Annotated in this window: 19 protein-coding genes; 3 read left to right on the top strand and 16 right to left on the bottom strand. The window is 38.9% G+C overall.

Annotation, left to right across the window (positions count from 1 at the left end; all coding sequences use genetic code 11):
• Positions 1-7: 7 nt before the first annotated feature.
• Entirely contained in the window at positions 8-1,474 is a 1,467-nt protein-coding gene (gene gatA, locus FGL72_RS01190; RefSeq protein WP_146992949.1) for an Asp-tRNA(Asn)/Glu-tRNA(Gln) amidotransferase subunit GatA, read from the bottom strand.
• Between the two features lie 2 nt (positions 1,475-1,476).
• On the bottom strand, positions 1,477-1,785 hold the full coding sequence (gene gatC, locus FGL72_RS01185; RefSeq protein WP_004902542.1) for an Asp-tRNA(Asn)/Glu-tRNA(Gln) amidotransferase subunit GatC: 309 nt from the start codon (positions 1,783-1,785) through the stop codon (positions 1,477-1,479).
• A gap of 230 nt (positions 1,786-2,015) precedes the next feature.
• Here gatC and rpsO point away from each other — a divergent pair, with 230 nt between their 5' ends.
• Together rpsO and rpsT are read left to right on the top strand one after the other, a co-directional pair.
• A complete protein-coding gene (rpsO, locus tag FGL72_RS01180; protein ID WP_004902545.1) occupies positions 2,016-2,285 on the top strand; it encodes a 30S ribosomal protein S15 in 270 nt (89 codons plus the stop codon).
• A 51-nt stretch (positions 2,286-2,336) separates the two neighbouring features.
• Positions 2,337-2,588 (top strand): 30S ribosomal protein S20, encoded by a 252-nt coding sequence (gene rpsT, locus FGL72_RS01175; RefSeq protein WP_004902547.1) that lies wholly within the window; start codon positions 2,337-2,339, stop codon positions 2,586-2,588.
• Positions 2,589-2,630: 42 nt separating this feature from the next.
• On the opposite strand, the gene holA is transcribed toward rpsT, so the two are convergent.
• The 4 genes from holA to FGL72_RS01155 all read right to left on the bottom strand — a co-directional run bounded on the left by holA (position 2,631) and on the right by FGL72_RS01155 (position 8,384).
• Positions 2,631-3,632 (bottom strand): DNA polymerase III subunit delta, encoded by a 1,002-nt coding sequence (gene holA, locus FGL72_RS01170; protein ID WP_040177318.1) that lies wholly within the window; start codon positions 3,630-3,632, stop codon positions 2,631-2,633.
• A complete protein-coding gene (locus tag FGL72_RS01165) occupies positions 3,595-5,892 on the bottom strand; it encodes a DNA internalization-related competence protein ComEC/Rec2 (RefSeq protein WP_146992314.1) in 2,298 nt (765 codons plus the stop codon). The genes holA and FGL72_RS01165 overlap by 38 nt, the downstream gene beginning before the upstream one ends.
• A 1-nt stretch (position 5,893) precedes the next feature.
• Positions 5,894-6,544 (bottom strand): helix-hairpin-helix domain-containing protein, encoded by a 651-nt coding sequence (locus FGL72_RS01160; protein WP_146992312.1) that lies wholly within the window; start codon positions 6,542-6,544, stop codon positions 5,894-5,896.
• A 304-nt stretch (positions 6,545-6,848) separates the two neighbouring features.
• Complete coding sequence (locus FGL72_RS01155) at positions 6,849-8,384, bottom strand: ClC family H(+)/Cl(-) exchange transporter (RefSeq protein ID WP_146992309.1); 1,536 nt, start codon at positions 8,382-8,384, stop codon at positions 6,849-6,851.
• A 56-nt stretch (positions 8,385-8,440) separates the two neighbouring features.
• Between FGL72_RS01155 and FGL72_RS01150 the strand changes: the two genes are divergently transcribed.
• Positions 8,441-8,698: a hypothetical protein gene (locus FGL72_RS01150; RefSeq protein WP_004904787.1), complete on the top strand. Its 258-nt coding sequence runs from the start codon at positions 8,441-8,443 to the stop codon at positions 8,696-8,698.
• Positions 8,699-8,722: 24 nt separating this feature from the next.
• On the opposite strand, the gene FGL72_RS01145 is transcribed toward FGL72_RS01150, so the two are convergent.
• The 10 genes from FGL72_RS01145 to FGL72_RS01100 all read right to left on the bottom strand — a co-directional run bounded on the left by FGL72_RS01145 (position 8,723) and on the right by FGL72_RS01100 (position 16,586).
• Positions 8,723-9,196: a hypothetical protein gene (locus tag FGL72_RS01145; RefSeq protein ID WP_040190534.1), complete on the bottom strand. Its 474-nt coding sequence runs from the start codon at positions 9,194-9,196 to the stop codon at positions 8,723-8,725.
• A gap of 107 nt (positions 9,197-9,303) precedes the next feature.
• Complete coding sequence (gene glmU, locus FGL72_RS01140; protein ID WP_004902560.1) at positions 9,304-10,677, bottom strand: bifunctional UDP-N-acetylglucosamine diphosphorylase/glucosamine-1-phosphate N-acetyltransferase GlmU; 1,374 nt, start codon at positions 10,675-10,677, stop codon at positions 9,304-9,306.
• Between the two features lie 5 nt (positions 10,678-10,682).
• The gene (gene purR / locus FGL72_RS01135; protein ID WP_004902563.1) at positions 10,683-11,516 is read right to left on the bottom strand and encodes a pur operon repressor; all 834 of its coding nucleotides are present in this window, start codon (positions 11,514-11,516) and stop codon (positions 10,683-10,685) included.
• A gap of 101 nt (positions 11,517-11,617) precedes the next feature.
• The gene (locus FGL72_RS01130; RefSeq protein ID WP_036069417.1) at positions 11,618-12,409 is read right to left on the bottom strand and encodes a metal ABC transporter permease; all 792 of its coding nucleotides are present in this window, start codon (positions 12,407-12,409) and stop codon (positions 11,618-11,620) included.
• Positions 12,402-13,106, bottom strand: coding sequence for a metal ABC transporter ATP-binding protein (locus FGL72_RS01125; RefSeq protein WP_004904796.1), 705 nt, complete (start codon positions 13,104-13,106; stop codon positions 12,402-12,404). The genes FGL72_RS01130 and FGL72_RS01125 overlap by 8 nt, the downstream gene beginning before the upstream one ends.
• Positions 13,103-13,957 (bottom strand): metal ABC transporter solute-binding protein, Zn/Mn family, encoded by an 855-nt coding sequence (locus tag FGL72_RS01120; protein WP_004904799.1) that lies wholly within the window; start codon positions 13,955-13,957, stop codon positions 13,103-13,105. The genes FGL72_RS01125 and FGL72_RS01120 overlap by 4 nt, the downstream gene beginning before the upstream one ends.
• Before the next feature lie 52 nt (positions 13,958-14,009).
• Positions 14,010-14,240 carry a Veg family protein gene (locus FGL72_RS01115; RefSeq protein WP_004902570.1) on the bottom strand — a complete coding sequence of 77 codons (231 nt, stop codon included), beginning with the start codon at positions 14,238-14,240 and terminating at the stop codon, positions 14,010-14,012.
• A 103-nt stretch (positions 14,241-14,343) separates the two neighbouring features.
• On the bottom strand, positions 14,344-15,231 hold the full coding sequence (gene rsmA, locus FGL72_RS01110; protein WP_004902573.1) for a 16S rRNA (adenine(1518)-N(6)/adenine(1519)-N(6))-dimethyltransferase RsmA: 888 nt from the start codon (positions 15,229-15,231) through the stop codon (positions 14,344-14,346).
• Between the two features lies 1 nt (position 15,232).
• Complete coding sequence (gene rnmV, locus FGL72_RS01105; RefSeq protein WP_146992307.1) at positions 15,233-15,796, bottom strand: ribonuclease M5; 564 nt, start codon at positions 15,794-15,796, stop codon at positions 15,233-15,235.
• On the bottom strand, positions 15,789-16,586 hold the full coding sequence (locus FGL72_RS01100) for a TatD family hydrolase (protein ID WP_004902576.1): 798 nt from the start codon (positions 16,584-16,586) through the stop codon (positions 15,789-15,791). The genes rnmV and FGL72_RS01100 overlap by 8 nt, the downstream gene beginning before the upstream one ends.
• Between the last annotated feature and the right edge of the window lie 142 nt (positions 16,587-16,728).

Below are 16,728 nucleotides of genomic sequence, written 5' to 3'. Positions count from 1 at the left end.
CCCCTTCTTAGTCTTCTTTTGCAATATCTGGTATTTGTTCGAATAGACGCGTGGCTTGTTCAAAGGCATAGCCCGTTTGGTAAACAGTCTGTTCATCAAATGGCTTACCAATAATCTGCAAGCCGACTGGCAAACCGTCTACAAACCCTGCATTAACAGATAATCCGGGCAGACCAGCCAAATTAACCGGTACAGTCAGTACATCAGCTAAGTACATAGCTGTTGGGTCATCTACCTCTTCTCCTAGGCCATAAGCAACAGTTGGCGCTGTGGGACCGACAATGACATCATAACTAGCAAATACTTTATTGAAGTCTTCTATTAATAAAGTACGAATCTTAGCTGCTTTTTTAAAGAACGCATCATAAGCACCAGCAGATAATGAAAATGTCCCTAGCATAATGCGACGCTTTACTTCATCACCAAAGCCCTCTGATCGTGTCTTAACATACAAATCTTCAAGATTTTTAACATCATCAGCGCGATAGCCATAGCGTACACCATCGTAACGCTGTAAATTAGAAGATGCTTCTGAAGACATAATAATATAATAGGCAGCAACACCGTACTTTGTGTGTGGCAAGCTCACTTCATCAACCGTAGCCCCCATTGCCTCGAGCTGCGCAATTGCTGCTTTAACTGTTGTTGCCACTTTAGGATCAATTCCCTCACCAAAATACTCTTTTGGTACAGCAATCTTTAAACCTTTAATATTACCGGTTAACTGTGCTGTAAAATCAGGCACTTCACGTTTTGAAGCAGTAGAGTCCTTAATGTCAAAACCAGCAATGGTATTCAAAACCAATGCATTATCTTTTACAGTACGTGTAAAAGGCCCCACTTGATCAAGCGATGAAGCCATCGCAAACAACCCCCAACGCGATACACGACCATATGTTGGCTTCATACCGACAATACCATTGAATGCTGCTGGTTGACGGATTGAACCACCAGTATCAGAACCCAAGGCGAACGGCACTAATCCTGCAGCAACAGCTGCCGCTGAACCACCAGATGATCCGCCCGGCACCTTTGTTTGATCCCATGCATTAGCTGTCTTATTATAATATGATGTTTCTGTTGAGCCACCCATTGCGAATTCATCCATGTTCGCTTTTCCGACAGAAATGGCACCATCCTGATTAAGCTTTTCAACAACAGTGGCATCATAGACTGGCTTAAAACCTTCCAAAATTTTTGAAGCACCAGTTGTTTCAATTCCTTTAGTAGCTAAGTTATCCTTTAATGCTAATGGAAGTCCCGATAAGACGTGAGCAAAATTTTGCTTTTCATCTATGCTTTCAGCTTGTGACAAAGCTATTTCTGGGTTCGTCATAATAAAAGCATGTAGCTTGTCATCAGTTTTCTCGATTTTTTCAAGCGTGGCTTTAGTTAGTTCACTAGCCGTAAACTGCTTATTTAAAAGGCCATTATGAAGAGATGTTAAATCGTTATCAAAAAAATCAATCGTCATCATTATTCTCCTTCATCCTCTAATATTGCCGGCACTTTAATCAATCCAGCTGATGCCAGTGGCGCATTTTCTAGTAAGCCTTGCTTTTGGTGCCAATTATGTGCAACATCATCACGCAAATGGTTAACATTTTCAGTGACTGAATAAGTGGGTTCGACTGCAGCAGTGTCTACTTCACCTAAAGTATTAAATATATTTAAAATATCACCTAATTGTGTTGTAAATTGCGTTAGTTCGCTATCATCAAAAGATAACTTAGCTAATTTAGCAACATGGGCAACTTCTTCTTTTGAAATTGTTGTTTCAGACATTCATCTACTCCTTTACTTGTGTGCTATATCATGCCATTTCAAACACGTTGCACATCTAAACATATACTTATCCATTTTACCATAACTCAAGTGCTTAACACGCTTGCATTTTATCAAAAATCGCGTATAATTAATCATGTTGTAAAAACAGCATGACCAATGACTTTGTTCAGCGTCTCACCGTCGTTTTACACAGTCATTGGCGACATTTTAGAAAGGTGGATATGATTATGGCCCTTACACAAGAACGTAAGAACGAAATCATCAAGGAATATGCTCGCCACGAAGGCGATACAGGTTCAGCTGAAGTACAAATCGCAGTTTTAACTGCTGATATTAATGAGTTGAACGTACACATGGCAGCTCACAAGCATGATTTCCACTCACAACGTGGTTTGATGAAGAAGATTGGTAGCCGTCGTAACTTGTTACGTTACCTCCGCAACACTGATATTCAACGCTATCGTGAATTGATCCAACGCTTAGGTTTGCGTCGTTAATCTTTCAGATTAACCTGAAAACCTCGTATCAAATTTAAGGAGAAAAGACATATGCCTGTTATTGAATCAGCAATTCAACGTGTTCGTCTTACAAAAAAGCAACACGATCGTAACGAACCACAAGCTAGTGCTTACCGTACAGCTGTTAAGCGTTTTGAAAAGGCTGCAGCTGCTGGTGAAGACAACTTGGCAGAATTGTACAAAATTGCTTCTTCTGCAATTGATCGTGCCCACTCAAAGGGTTTGATTAAGAAGAACAAGGCTTCACGTGAAAAGTCACGTTTAGCTAAGTATGTAAAGTAATTCATAGTAAAAAAGACTTGGACATGTTCCAAGTCTTTTTTACTATACATATTGTAAAATAAATCTTTCAAATAACATTTCTGGGTCTTGATTGGTTGATTTTAACTTACTTTCAATTAAAATCATCCCTAAATAACCAGTCCGCAATGCCGGTAAATTGTATTTACCCAGCATTTTACGTGCTAACTTAATACGATAAGGATGAATGCCACCCAACTGTTGACTAATTTCCTGATCACTCCCCTTTAATCCAGCAACTTGGATTAATAATCTAAATTGTCCGGTTAAAACTGCATTCACTCGTAATGCCGGTTCACCATTCTGTAATAGCGCACGATATATGATTAGTGCTTGTTTGATTTTTTTGGTCATAACTGCATCAACTAAATCAAAAACATTAGCAGTTAACGTTTTTGGTACAAGCGCATTAACTGCATCTAAAGTAATCTTCTTATCGTATACTGCATAGGCTAATAATTTTGGCAGTTCATTGACCATTACGGTATATTGTGCATTGGTTCTTACTACGAGTTCTTGCAGTGCATCAGGTGACATTGTATAGTTTTGTTGCTGTAATTGTTGTGTTATGGCTTGTTTAGCAGCACTTTCATTAAGTGCTGCTAATTCAATCTGTTCCGCATGCTTAAGCACCTGTTTAGTGATTTTTTTTCGCTTATCTATTTTTAAATCATTAATCAAAAAGACGACCACATTGTCTGCAACAGGGCTCTCAATAAGTTTTGATAACTGGTCTTGATTTGTCTCACTGATTTTACCCTTCGCTGTTAAAAATTCAGGATTTTGAATTAATATAACACGTCTATCCCCAAAAAAAGGTAATGACATGGCATCGTCGATTACTTCACTTAAATCCTGCTGCGACAAATCGAATTGCGAAAAATTCATTTCGCGATCGTCAGACTTAATAATTGCTTTAAAAGCTTGTTTTGCTCGCTGAATAAGTATGTCTTCATCGCCAATAACTACATAAAAATTGGCCAGTGCATTATTTTGAATTTGTTGATACAGTTGCTTTAAGTTCATGCGTTATTTTTACCTCAAAATAGCTTGTTTGATTATTATCATAAATATAGCGAATCATGCCGTCTTTTTGTGTATTCAAGTTTGTTATCTGATTGACCGTACACGTTCGTATTGTTTCTTTATGTGGATGGTTATATCGATTGTCACGTCCAGCTGAAATTATACCATACTGTGGTTGCCACTTTCTAAGTGTTTCCGGATCACTAGCGGTTTTAGAACCGTGATGCCCAAGTTTTAATATATCAACTTTCAGCTTTGGATATCGTTCTGCAATTGCTTTTTCCCCTGCACGATCTAAGTCGCCAGCTGTCAAAATTCGTTGATTGCCTAAACAGCCAAATAACGCAATTGAGTCTTGGTTTTCTGCTTGTCCCGAAGTAAAGGGATGGACAATATGAAATGGGCAATTTGGTATTTCATCACCGGCGGTTAACTCACATACCTTTGTTCTACCAAGGTAGGGTTGGATTTCTTTTAAAAATTTTTGTTGTTTTAGCATACCAGCAGGGATAATGACGCGTTGAACCGAAAGATGTTTCAAAATAACTTTAGCATTACCAATATGATCATAATCGTGATGTGATAGCACAAGGTTATTAATCTGAGAAATACCTCGACTGTGAAGGTAATGCACAATGACGGACTCGCCGTTAGTCCGTTGATACTGTTTTATTTGCCAATCCTTTTTGGCACTGAAGTCAACCTGACCACCAGTATCAATCAAGGTCACTGATCGATTAAATGGCGTTCTGACTAAAGCGGCATCCCCCTGTCCAACATCAAAGGTTGTAAACTCACCATATAATGGGTAACGTACCCAAAGAGTCCCAAAAAATAGTAATAATAGGCACATACCACGACAAAAAAATGCTAAAGCGCTTTGTTTAACGTAAATCAACAACGAACAAGTAAAAAATAATACTAGCACGACACTAGGCAGTTTACCAATAATCATATCACCAGGCAACATCGACATGCTATCTAAACAACTAGTAAAACATTGTATTAACACATTGACAACCTTCGCTATACCAGGTATATCTTGCCCTGCAAAACCGAGTAATGTAAAAGGAACAATTAGCGTACTGAAAATAGGAATAACAGCAAAACTGACTAATGTTTGAAGGATGTGCCATGTATATTGCTGTGCCACAATAAAAGGAAAACTCACCAAACTTAATAGCATATTAGTTTGCCAAAAATTCAAAGACTTAGCAAACAACAGACAGAAAGTCAAAGTAAATGATAATTGTCCACCTAATGTTAATAAAATACATGGCTCGTATATTAAGGTGCCTAACAAACTAACCGACCAAACTGTGGGCGGCGTTACTTTACACCAACCAGTCATGCGTAACAAAAAAAATAAGCCAACAATAACCGCGCGCATTAAGACAGCTGTTTCTCCTGAAAAAACAAAATAAATACATAAAATCATGCCTGCAATAACTGCTGATATTTCTTTAGGAATAAATAAACGTCGAAACATACCCATTACCATTTTCAATAAATAGTTAATGTGGAAACCAGAAATACTAAATAAATGAATTAAACCAAGTTTTTGTACGCCTGGATTATTAACATAAAACGATTTTGGTGCAGCACCAAAAATTACTGACTCAGCATATTCGTTTAGTGGCTGTGGTAACATCTCTGCTTTCTTTATTCCTATCGCATGCCATTTATGAATATGGTTGCGATAAGTATCGAGTAGAGAATGGACTGATTTTTGCTTTAAATTAGACCACGATTGAACTGTTAGCTGATGTGTTATGTGTTTTGCTTCATAATAACGTCGCATATCAAATTGGTTAAAGTTCGTAGCTGGCATCATCCGTTTATAATGCCCAGACGCACTAAATTGCAAAACATCTGTATTGGATTGCCATTGTTGCTTGTCTTTTAGACAAGTGAATGTGTAATACACTCGAATGACCTGACGTGACTCGTAAAGCTTGGCATTAGCACTTAATTGGTCACCATCTATGGCAATACTATCTGGTAAAATGGTGCCTCGGCAAATATATCTTTGATTTTCTGATTGCTTAGCTTGCTGACCAAGCTGATAGGTATCTAACATAAAATAACATAGAAATGGTATCACTAATAAACTGAGTAAAAAAATCATTTGTTGCTTAAAATTAAAAATTAGTAAAGTCAGGCAAGCTAATAAAAAACAAAGTGTCAGCGTATCTTGTCTATAAACAAAAACACTTAGTGCACTAATAATAAGCGTCACAATTAAAAGATATCGGCTCATTTTAAACCAATAACTTATCTTTTAAAGATTCAATACGTTTGTCCCCTATTCCGGGTATACCCTTTAATTCTGTTACATCCTTAAAATGTCCATGTGTTTCTCGATACGCAATAATTTGCTCTGCTTTTTTTGCTCCAACGCCCTCCAACATTTGAAGTTCATTGGCAGTCGCCGTATTAAGATTAATTTTTGCACTATCACTCTTTTTAGCAATCACCGTTCTCTCGTTATTAGGTTGTGGTTCATTTTTGTTGGGCACATAAATCACCGTACCATCAGACATTTTCTGAGCTAAATTAACTGTTGTAATATCCGCTTCTGATGTTATTCCCCCTGCCTGAGCGATTGCTTTCTGTGCACGTGGATTATCGACAACGTTATAAACACCTGGTTTTTTGACCGCACCTTTAACATCAACCATGATTACCGCATCAGATGATTGACTCTTTATCTCAGTTGAAGCATTTGTCATCGTTGCTTTTCTGGCTTCCTTTGATGGATCCGTCTTCACGCTTGTAAGTTCCTGTTGATGTGACAACATATAAATCGCATAGATTCCCAGAACTAGGATTAGCATTATGCCACTTATAACCCATTTTATGAATCGATAAGCTAGTATTTTCTCTTTTATTGCCAGTATTTGATCTATCATTGGTTGAAACCTCCAATAGATTATACGCACAATCATCTTGAAAAACTAAAAAACACCTGACAATTGTCAGGTGTTAGTTTGGCATGTAAGATTCGCTCTTACGGGCGACTATTGGTTGTCACACCAACAGCAAAGTCGCGTCGCCACAGTGCAAGCACTGTTAGTCATGGTGAGAAAATAGGGTTCCACAACCACTATTAACACCTGCATCTATACGAGATTTACGATTTAACGTAGCAGGCCGCAATCGGCGCTAATTTTTCAAGCGCTTCGACTCATCGCATAATTTAATTCTACCATGACACTAATGTAATGTCAAAAATTGCGTTCGTACTGCCTGTGATTGTTTCTTTTCGATTTGAATACGTAATTGATCCCCCGGCCTTAAAATTAAATCACCATGAGGTATAATGCTACTATTTTCACGTAAGACCAAAACTAACAAACTATTTTTAGGCCACGGCACATCACGTACCGATTGATCAGCTAACACACTCCCCACCAATACTGGTATATCAATAGTGATTGTTTCCTGGCTTTTAATAAACGGCCCTGGCCCAATTAATCGTTTTAATAAACTCGTATAAATTGGTTCGCCACCTAATAAGTCTACCGTCAAATAAGAGAGTAAGCTAACAATGGCTAGTGGCATCAAATGTGTTAGACTACCCACCATCTCAACAATTAATAATATAGCTGTAAATGGGGCTTTACCAATACCGGCAAAATAACCTGCCATACCAACAACCATAAAATCAATAACATATTGACTCTCTAGCCAACCCAATAAAACAAACAACTGCCCGGTCGCAGCACCAATTAATGCACCAAGCGTTAGAATTGGCAGGAAGATACCGCCAGGTAATCCCGAACCGTAACTCACCATAGAAAAAATAAAGCGCACAACAATCATGACACAAAGAATTTGCAGCGATGGTATAACATGACCTAATGACAAAATAATGCCGTTACCACCACCCAAACCCTTAGGCCAAAGTAAGCCAACTGGTATAATCATCAGCAGAGGCACAATACCAAAGTACGCATGCGCTACTGGGAAAATTTTCTGGTACCAAATATTTGTTTTTAACAAGATGCGTTGATAAAAATAACCAAAACAACCTAAAATCAAGCCAAGTATAACCAGTAACCCATAACTAGATAGTGGTAATACAGGTACTTGCGTCACTGATAAAACTGGTTTTAAACCAAATAAACTACTCGATACGCCGTTAGCCGCAATGGCGCCACTCAGTGCAGACAACCATACTAGTGGTGAGAAGCTGTGGTAGATTTCTTCTAATACAAACATCACACCAGCAATTGGTGCGTTAAAAGCAGCTGATAGGCCAGCAGCAGCACCACTAGCTATCGCAATTTTTTTGTCATTTTTATCCAAATGTAGCGTATAACCAACGCCTTGTCCCACCGCAGCACCAAGTTGAATGGAAGGCCCCTCTCGACCAAGCATGAGTCCGCTACCAATACCTAAAATACCCGTCACAAACTTACGCCAGAGTATCGCCCACCATTTTGTGTTAAGCTCATCCATGAGTTGGCCTTCAACCTGAGGGATACCAGAGCCAGAAATATTTGGCTCCTGCTGCACCATTTTTGCAATCAACAAACCAATACATATATTAACCAACACAATAATAATAACAAACCAACCATGCTTTGGTAACGCAACATACTGATATATTTCAATCCAAAACAATAATAATTTTTCAATGGCATAGCGAAAAACACTAATTACAACACCAGATAATACCCCTATTAGTAAGCCACGGCCAACAAAAGATATGCGTGTTGTATTAAAATTAAAGCCTCTTTTAAACATAATTTTAGTATACTACAAAGATTGGCAAAACAAGGCTTTGCCTTTATAATAAGCCTATGATAAAAATAACAAATATTGAAACACATGCAATCAATCGTATCGCCAATCCCCAAAAAAACCATCTTGATGATATTGTCATACCTGATTTTCATGCTGATTCGAAACAAGCAATGGCTGAATACATTATTGCTGTTTATGATCTTGGTAGCTTAGATGGTGTTAAACAGACGTCCTCCCCACACGTTCTCGCATTTTCATATCTTACCAACAATCAAATATCCCATCTAACGGCAAAAATACAACAAGAAAAATGACGAGACAGGCTATCATCCTATAGCTCATTTCTCGTCATTTTTTTGTCCTGATTGGTGCTCCTGTATTACGGATAATTCGTTAGTAAACCATTGTGATATTTTATATTTAACGCTATCAGAATCATCCAAATAAGCCGCAACTGAACTAGCTAATGCAATCACAAGATGTGATTGACTGACAAATTCATTTTCAATTATCATGTAGAGATTGACATCATTATCTGTTTTTTCAGGCCAAACTAGCTTCTTGAGCTGACTAGTGTAACGCAGAGGTAGATTAATAATATTTGTCTCTAATGTCAACGTTGTCCCGCCTTCGCTAACACCGCCAGCTACTAAAATATCCAGATGCATAAATGTTATATCAGTGATGTGCTTATCTAATCGCTCAAATAAGCCATCCAAGTCAATATTCTGCTCATCGCCAACTGTTAATATATCCACATAAAAATGATTTTCTACAATATTTTCAAGTGCCTTTTGGCCTGTAATATTCAATGCTTTATCCTCACTTATATCGTATTTTTATATTACCACAAATACTGACGTTAACGGTTGCATAATAAAAAAGCCGCGACGTAGCTTGACCGACGGCTTTTTAAAAATTACTTATGTGGCATGCGTTTCCAAAAGTCTTGTTTATTCACTTGTCGTGAACGCGCAATACCCATCGCATGTTCCGGAACATCTTCTGTAATGGTTGATCCTGCTGCCGTAATTGTTTCGTTAGCAATTGTCACTGGTGCCACAAGCTTAGTGTTTGACCCAATAAATGCATGATCGCCTACGTTGGTATTAAATTTATGCACACCATCATAGTTGACAAATATTGTGCCGGCACCTATATTAACTGATTGTCCAACGGTTGCATTGCCAATATAGCTTAAATGACCCGCTTTCGTATTAGCAGCTAAGCTGGCTTGTTTCACTTCGACAAAATTACCAATATGCACGCCATTAGCTAAATCTGCTTCTGGTCTTAGATGGGCAAACGGACCAATAGTAACATGATCAGCAATCGTTGCTGATTCAATGTGTGAATCTGTGATAATGTTATGGTTACCAATAACGCTATCAACAATACGTGTACCATGTGTCAATAAATTGTCCTGGCCAATTGTCGTCTGACCAAGAATTGTCACGCCACCCTCGATCACCGTATCTTGACCAATAATAACACCTGCGTCAACATATGTATGATCAGGATCTAGCAACTCAACGCCAGAAATCATTAATTGTTGGTTAATACGAGCGTGCATCACACGATTGGCAACGGATAAAGCGACACGATCATTCACACCCAATGACTCTGTGAAATCATGCAACACGTGCGCACCAATTTGGTGTCCGGCTTGTCTTAGGATGTCTAATGTATCTGGCAAATAATATTCGCCTTGTGCGTTATTATTTTTAACCTGCGCCAAAGCTTCAAATAAGAGTTGATTGTCAAATACGTACACACCTGTGTTAATCTCTTGAATTCGACGTTCCGTCACACTGGCATCTTTTTGTTCAACAATTTTTAATACTGTATCGTCGTCTGCTCTAACGATACGGCCATAACCAGTTGGCTCTTGCGTCACAGCAGTTAATACAGTGACAGCATTGTTTGACTGACGGTGTGCCGCAATAAATTCTGATAATGTTTCTGCTCGAAACATTGGTGTATCTCCAGACATAATCAAAGTCACACCGTGACTCGCTAATAATTTATCTTGTGCTTGTTGTACTGCATGTCCTGTACCCAATTGCTGTGCCTGTAAAACAAAGTCACTACGTTCTCCAACATGAGTTTGAACACTTTCAGCCCCCACACCAATGACAGTAATTGGTCGATTAGGTGTTAAAGGCGCAACAGCATCTAGAACCCAATCAATCATTGTTTGTCCCGCAACATGATGTAATACTTTTGGTACACGAGATTTCATGCGTGAACCATGACCAGCAGCTAATACTAAAACGTTTACTTCATCACTCATTAAAATTAGGCCTCGTGCTTATAAATTTCTTGCAAATAGTTACCAGCGGTCACCAAAATGGGATCACCATTTTTCAAATTCGTATCAACATGAAGCAACGATGTGAATCGATCTAACAATCGAGTTGCCGAACGTCCTTCAGCAAAAACAGCGGTACCAACCACGGTACCATCAAACTCACTCACAAGCGTCTGCATACCTTGAATGGTACCACCAGCTTTCATGAAATCATCCACCACTAATACACGAGAGCCTGTTCGCAAAGAACGACGTGATAACTCCATTTTTTCAACACGCTTTGATGATCCTGTTAGATAATTAACTGAAACCGTTGGTCCCTCAGTCACTTTAGCATCATCACGAACAATCACAAAAGGTACATTCAACTGTTCAGCAACTGCTTGTGCCAGAGGTACACCTTTCGTGGCTGCAGTCATAACAGCATCAATGTTATCTCTTAAATACTGGGTTGCAATCAGTCGCCCAGCTTGTCTTAAAATATCAGGTCGGCCTAATAAATCTGAAAGATACACGTACCCACCAGGTAGTACACGCGTCTCGTCATTAACATCTCGGCGTATTTGTTCAATGAAGTCTCTCGCCTCATCTTCAGCCATAAAAGGTACAAAACGCGCACCGCCAGCTGCGCCAGGTACTGTCTCAATTAATCCTGTCCCGCGCTCCTGAAATGTGCGTTTTAGGATAGATAAATCTTCAGAAATAGAGGACTTAGCTGAATCGTATCGCTTCGCAAAATAAGACAATGAAATTAATGTGCGTGGGCGCTCAAGCATGTAGCGCGCCATGTCGACAAGACGATCGGAACGACGTGTTTTCATAATATGTTAACGTGCTAAAAGTTAATTAGCACGTTTTCTCCTTTTTGAGTATTAGTATTTGAGTTTAATTATAGCACTTAAACACCGTCAATGTTCGGTATTTAAGCGTTTTTTTGAAATTGCCAGACAGAAACTAAATAAATCAACACTTCAATTACAGCAATGAAAAAGCTCGTTGGCAAGTTCGTCAGATAGGCCAAAGTTAGTCCCACCCAGGTGCCAAATAGCGCAAAGACAATGGCTACACCCATCAATTGTGGCGTTGTAGTGACATAATATTTTGCACTAGCAGCTGGTAAAGTTACCAGAACAAAAATTAATAATGACCCAACTAATTGCGACGAAATACTAACTGACAAGGCAATAATAATCAGGAAAATATAACGAACCATTTTTTGTGTCCCATGTTGCAAAAACATACCAGCTTCATCAAATGAGAGTTGCCTCAATGCACGATAGTTAAAAAACAAAACAATAATGACGAGTAGCGCCAAAGCTAGTAACAGTACTAAATCTTGACGGCTAATGCCTAATACTGAACCAAATAAAATACCAGTTGCAGCTGTGGTACTTGTATGTCCAAGAGCTAAAAATAAAATACCTAAACCAATGGCTAAAGCTGAGACTGCACTAGTCACATTATCGCGCTTGGTATAACCAGATTCGAGCGCACCAATAGCCACTGAAGCACCACTAGTTGCTAGCATCATCCCCAACAATGCTGGCCAACCAGCAAACAGGGCAAATGCTGCACCAGCAAAACCAATTTCACTTAATGTATGCGTTAAGAAAGCATAGTTCCGTGCCACCACAAATGTCCCAACAATACCAGCGACAATGCTAACAACAGTCCCTGCCATGAATGCATTTTGCATAAAATCATAATTAAACATCCCTTACCTCATCCTCATCATAGGGTGCTGTCATTTTAGTCGTTAGTGCCCCTAGGTCTTTTGCTTCACCTTGCGTTACATGACCATTGTCAAATAATAAATAACCATCAGCATATTGTGATACTAACTTTAACTCATGCGTAATAAATAAAACGGTAAGATCCTGTGCCTTTTGTAGCTGTTTAATATTTTGTAATAACGCCACTTTATGTTCATGATCCAAACTAGCTGTCGACTCATCAAGAATAAGTAGGTCGGGTTGCTGTACTAAAGCCTGTGCCACAAAGGCACGTTGCTGCTGACCACCAGATGCCAAACCTAAACGCTTTGACGCAATATCAGATAAATCCATACGTTGTAAAGCAGCCGCAATCTGCTGTTTCTCGACGGGAGAAAACCATAATCGCCAGCCTTTATTATAATTTAATCCCACAAATTCTGCTATACTCAATGGGTAATCTCTCGTAATATCACGAAATTGTGGTACGAAACCAATACGTTTCGCATTAAGGGTTAATAAGCCATTGGTCTGCTGATTATGACCAATGATAGCTTTAATAAAGGTCGTTTTACCTGCCCCATTTTCTCCCAATAAGGCAAAAAAGCGTCCTGCCGGCACGTCAACGTTCACGTGTGACAAGACAGCTTTTTCACCATAACGGATACCAAAATCACGTGTCTGGATAATTGCCATCATTTACCACTTTCTATTGTCTGAATTGCATTGTTTATTTGTGTTACAAAATTGAATTGCCAAGCCAAAATATTTTCGTCATGAGGCAAAACTTGATTAAAAGTAATTACTGGTATTTTAGCATCTTTTGCCAGCTTCACCAAGCGCTGATCATTTTGACTCTGATCCTGGGGTGCCGTTAATATAAATTTTATTTTTTTGGCTTTAAAATCCTGGCTTATTTGGTCAAATGCTTTATCGTCTGCCGTTTCAACATCTGGTAAAACACGTCGGTAATTCAATTGCGACATAAAAATTTGTTGCGCATTGTTGGTCGCAATATACTGAACGTTATTTTTTGATTTCAAGGTATTGATACCATTCGATAAGGCCTGATGGTTATCTAACAGCTTTTGACTATTATGCATATAGACGTCACGATTTTGCGGATCGAAGTCACTCAGTAAATCTGATAACCTATTAATCGTTCGCAACATGATTTCCGGACTCAACCAATAGTTCCCTGCGCCTTGATCATTGACAACATCACTAGCAACTAGAATTTTTGAATGTAACTGCTGTTTATTGCGTTGCGTTAGTAATTGATCTTGATGGCTATCTGTTAAGATAATTTCTGCCGATTTAAAGGCCTGACGCTGATTTTTGGTAGGTAAATTAGCAGACACCAAAGTCACTTGCCCACTCTTACCAGCAACAGATGCCGCAATTTGTTGATAAGCAACATTATCAGTAACAATTTTTACTGGTACATGTTTTGGGGCTGGTGTGTCTGTTGTCATATAAACAAATACCCACAGTAAACCTAACGGAATTAATAAAATTGTCAAAATAGCGTATATTGCTTGTCTGTTCATGGTTGCTGTTATCTCTCACCTACAAAAAAAGCCCTAACGGGCGAAATAAAAATTAATCGGTAAAGGTAATATCAATGTTATTCGTTAATATATCAGTATAACTGTATGATGCCCGCTCAAAGTTTGCATCGTCTAACTCAACCACAAACAGCGAGGGGAATGTCGAACGTAATACACCACTACGTTCGGTTATTTTTTTGCGACCAGCTTGTGCAACTACGGTGACAGCCTCACCGACATGTGCATCTAACTTAATCTTGATGTCTTGCAAACTACTTGGCATTTTTATACCACCTTTCGTGAAAACTTAATCTATTATAACATAATTAGGTTTTTTTCACAAATGATGAGTGTATAATGGCAACAGAAAATGCAATAATATACGGTTATTTAATCAATCCTTGCAACTTAAGGGCTTCATAAAGCGCTGTCAACTGATTCAAAGATAAACGCTCGGCACGAATAGATGAGGCAATGTTTACTGAGTCCAAAGCGTCTTGTATCCGTTGCTTAACGTCTTCTTGTTTACCAAACATTTGCAACATATTGTTCCATAAACTCTTACGCCGATGGGCAAAACTACCTTTAACAACGGAAAATAATTTATCTGGATTATCAACAACAGTTTCTGGAACAATCGGCGTCAACATCACCACTGCTGAATCAACATTTGGCGACGGATTAAAAGCACTTGCCGGTACTTTAATTGCCAATTGTGCTTGAGCATAATATTGAATCGTTAACGTGAGTACACCGTAGGCTTTCGTTCCTATCTCAGCGTTTAAACGATCAGCAACTTCACGTTGCATCATAACCACAATATTGTCCCATGAAATTTTGGCTCGTAATAATTGCATGAGGATGGGGGTTGTAATGTAATAAGGTAAGTTGGCCACAATCTTGACGTGTGCCCCTTCACCAAATTCAGTCGCAATCACATGAGCCAAGTTAACTTTTAAAATATCGTTTTCAATGACTTTCACATTATCATAAGGTAATAATGTTTCGGCTAGTACAGCAACCATATGTGGATCAATTTCAAACGCAACAACTTTTTTGGCTGAACGTGCCAGTTGTTCGGTTAAAGCCCCAATGCCTGGGCCAATTTCAATAACATAATCTTCTGACGTGATACCCGCAACATCAACAATACCGTGCAGTACATTCAAATCAGTTAAAAAATTCTGTCCAAACTTCTTTTTAGCATGTAACCCATACTGATTTAAAATAGCCTGTGTTCGTGTTGGATTTGCAATATCAATTATATCTGCCATACTATGTTTCCTTTTTTAGTGCTGTCAAAATTTGATCTCGCGTTAAACCAAATTGTTGGGCACGTTTTAATAGTTGTTTGCCGTTAGTGTAACCGATGTTTAATGTTTCGCCGATTTTTTGGCGCAACTGACGTGCATTCGGCCCATTCAGTAAGCCATTTTCCTGTAAAAAATATTGCGTAATATCAGTTGTAACGGTTTTTTGGGGTGTCATCACACGAGACAATGCCATTCTCAATGTGTCAGGTGTTGCGTGCTCGACACCGAGTGATTTGTGCACATTGTCCTTTGCTGCACGACCTTGTGCTTGTGTTATATAAGCATGTTTAGCAGTTGGCACAGCTTCAGCAACAAGACGCCGAATGCGCTGACCATTAAAATCAGGATCGGTTAAAATGATAACGCCTCTTGTTTTAGCGGCTACCTGTGCCCGGATTATGGCATCAGCATTAATAGCACTGCCACCAGTTTCTATTGTGTCTGCTAAAACAGCACGTGCCAAATTTTCCGTATCAGAACGACCCTCAACCACAATAAATTCATTGATTTTCGGCTTATCACTCATGGTTTAAAAATAGACGATGCGCGTTTGTTCGTGTTATTTCTGATAACGCCTTAGGCGTGACAGCTAAAGTTTCGGCTAAGGAATCGATAACATATTTCACAAGTGCAGGTTCATTGTCTTTACCACGAAATGGCGTTGGCGCTAAGTAAGGGGCATCTGTTTCGACTAAAATACGGTCAAGTGGGACAGCTCGCGCCGCATCACGAACCTCTTCTGCCTTTTTAAAAGTGACCACTCCACTAAAGGAAATATGCATGCCTAAGTCAACAAATGCTAAAGCCTGCTCTGGTGTCCCAGAAAAGCTGTGCATAACACCTTTAGTGACACCACTTGCCTTCACTATATCGTAAACGTCATTGAAGGCATCGCGATTATGAATAATCACTGGTAAGTCATATTTTTTAGCTAAAGCGAGATGTGTCTGGAAAGCTTTTTTTTGTATCTCGCGTGATGGTGTATCCCAATAATAATCCAGACCAGTTTCTCCAACGCCAACTACTTTTTCTTGTTCAAGTTGATGCGACAATAACAATGCTGCAGCTTCATCAAAATCAGCCGTATCTTCGGGTTGAAAACCTAGTACAGCATAAATATTATCATGCGCTTGTGCAATTTCTAATGCACGCTCGTTACCCGTGGCATCATAGCCAACAATATTCATTTCCATGACGCGAAACTCATTAGCACGACCAATATACGCTGGAACGTCGTGATATAATTTGTCATCATTGAGATGTGTATGCGTATCGTAACTATCAGCTGGTGTTTTTGTTAAATCATAAATTGCCATATTCTATATGTATCTAGCACTATCATTTGGCACAACCGAAGTTTGTGCCACACGTGTTTTAAATACCTGATCCTCCGTTTTTACTCGCTTTTTCTTATCAGAGATAAGATTGGCATCAGTTTGTTATCAGTATATCATAATA

Source organism: Leuconostoc citreum, from assembly GCF_007954785.1.
Taxonomy (GTDB): domain Bacteria; phylum Bacillota; class Bacilli; order Lactobacillales; family Lactobacillaceae; genus Leuconostoc; species Leuconostoc citreum.
The sequence above is the reverse complement of the archived record's forward strand: the minus strand, read 5'-3'. Positions and strand labels throughout refer to the sequence as shown.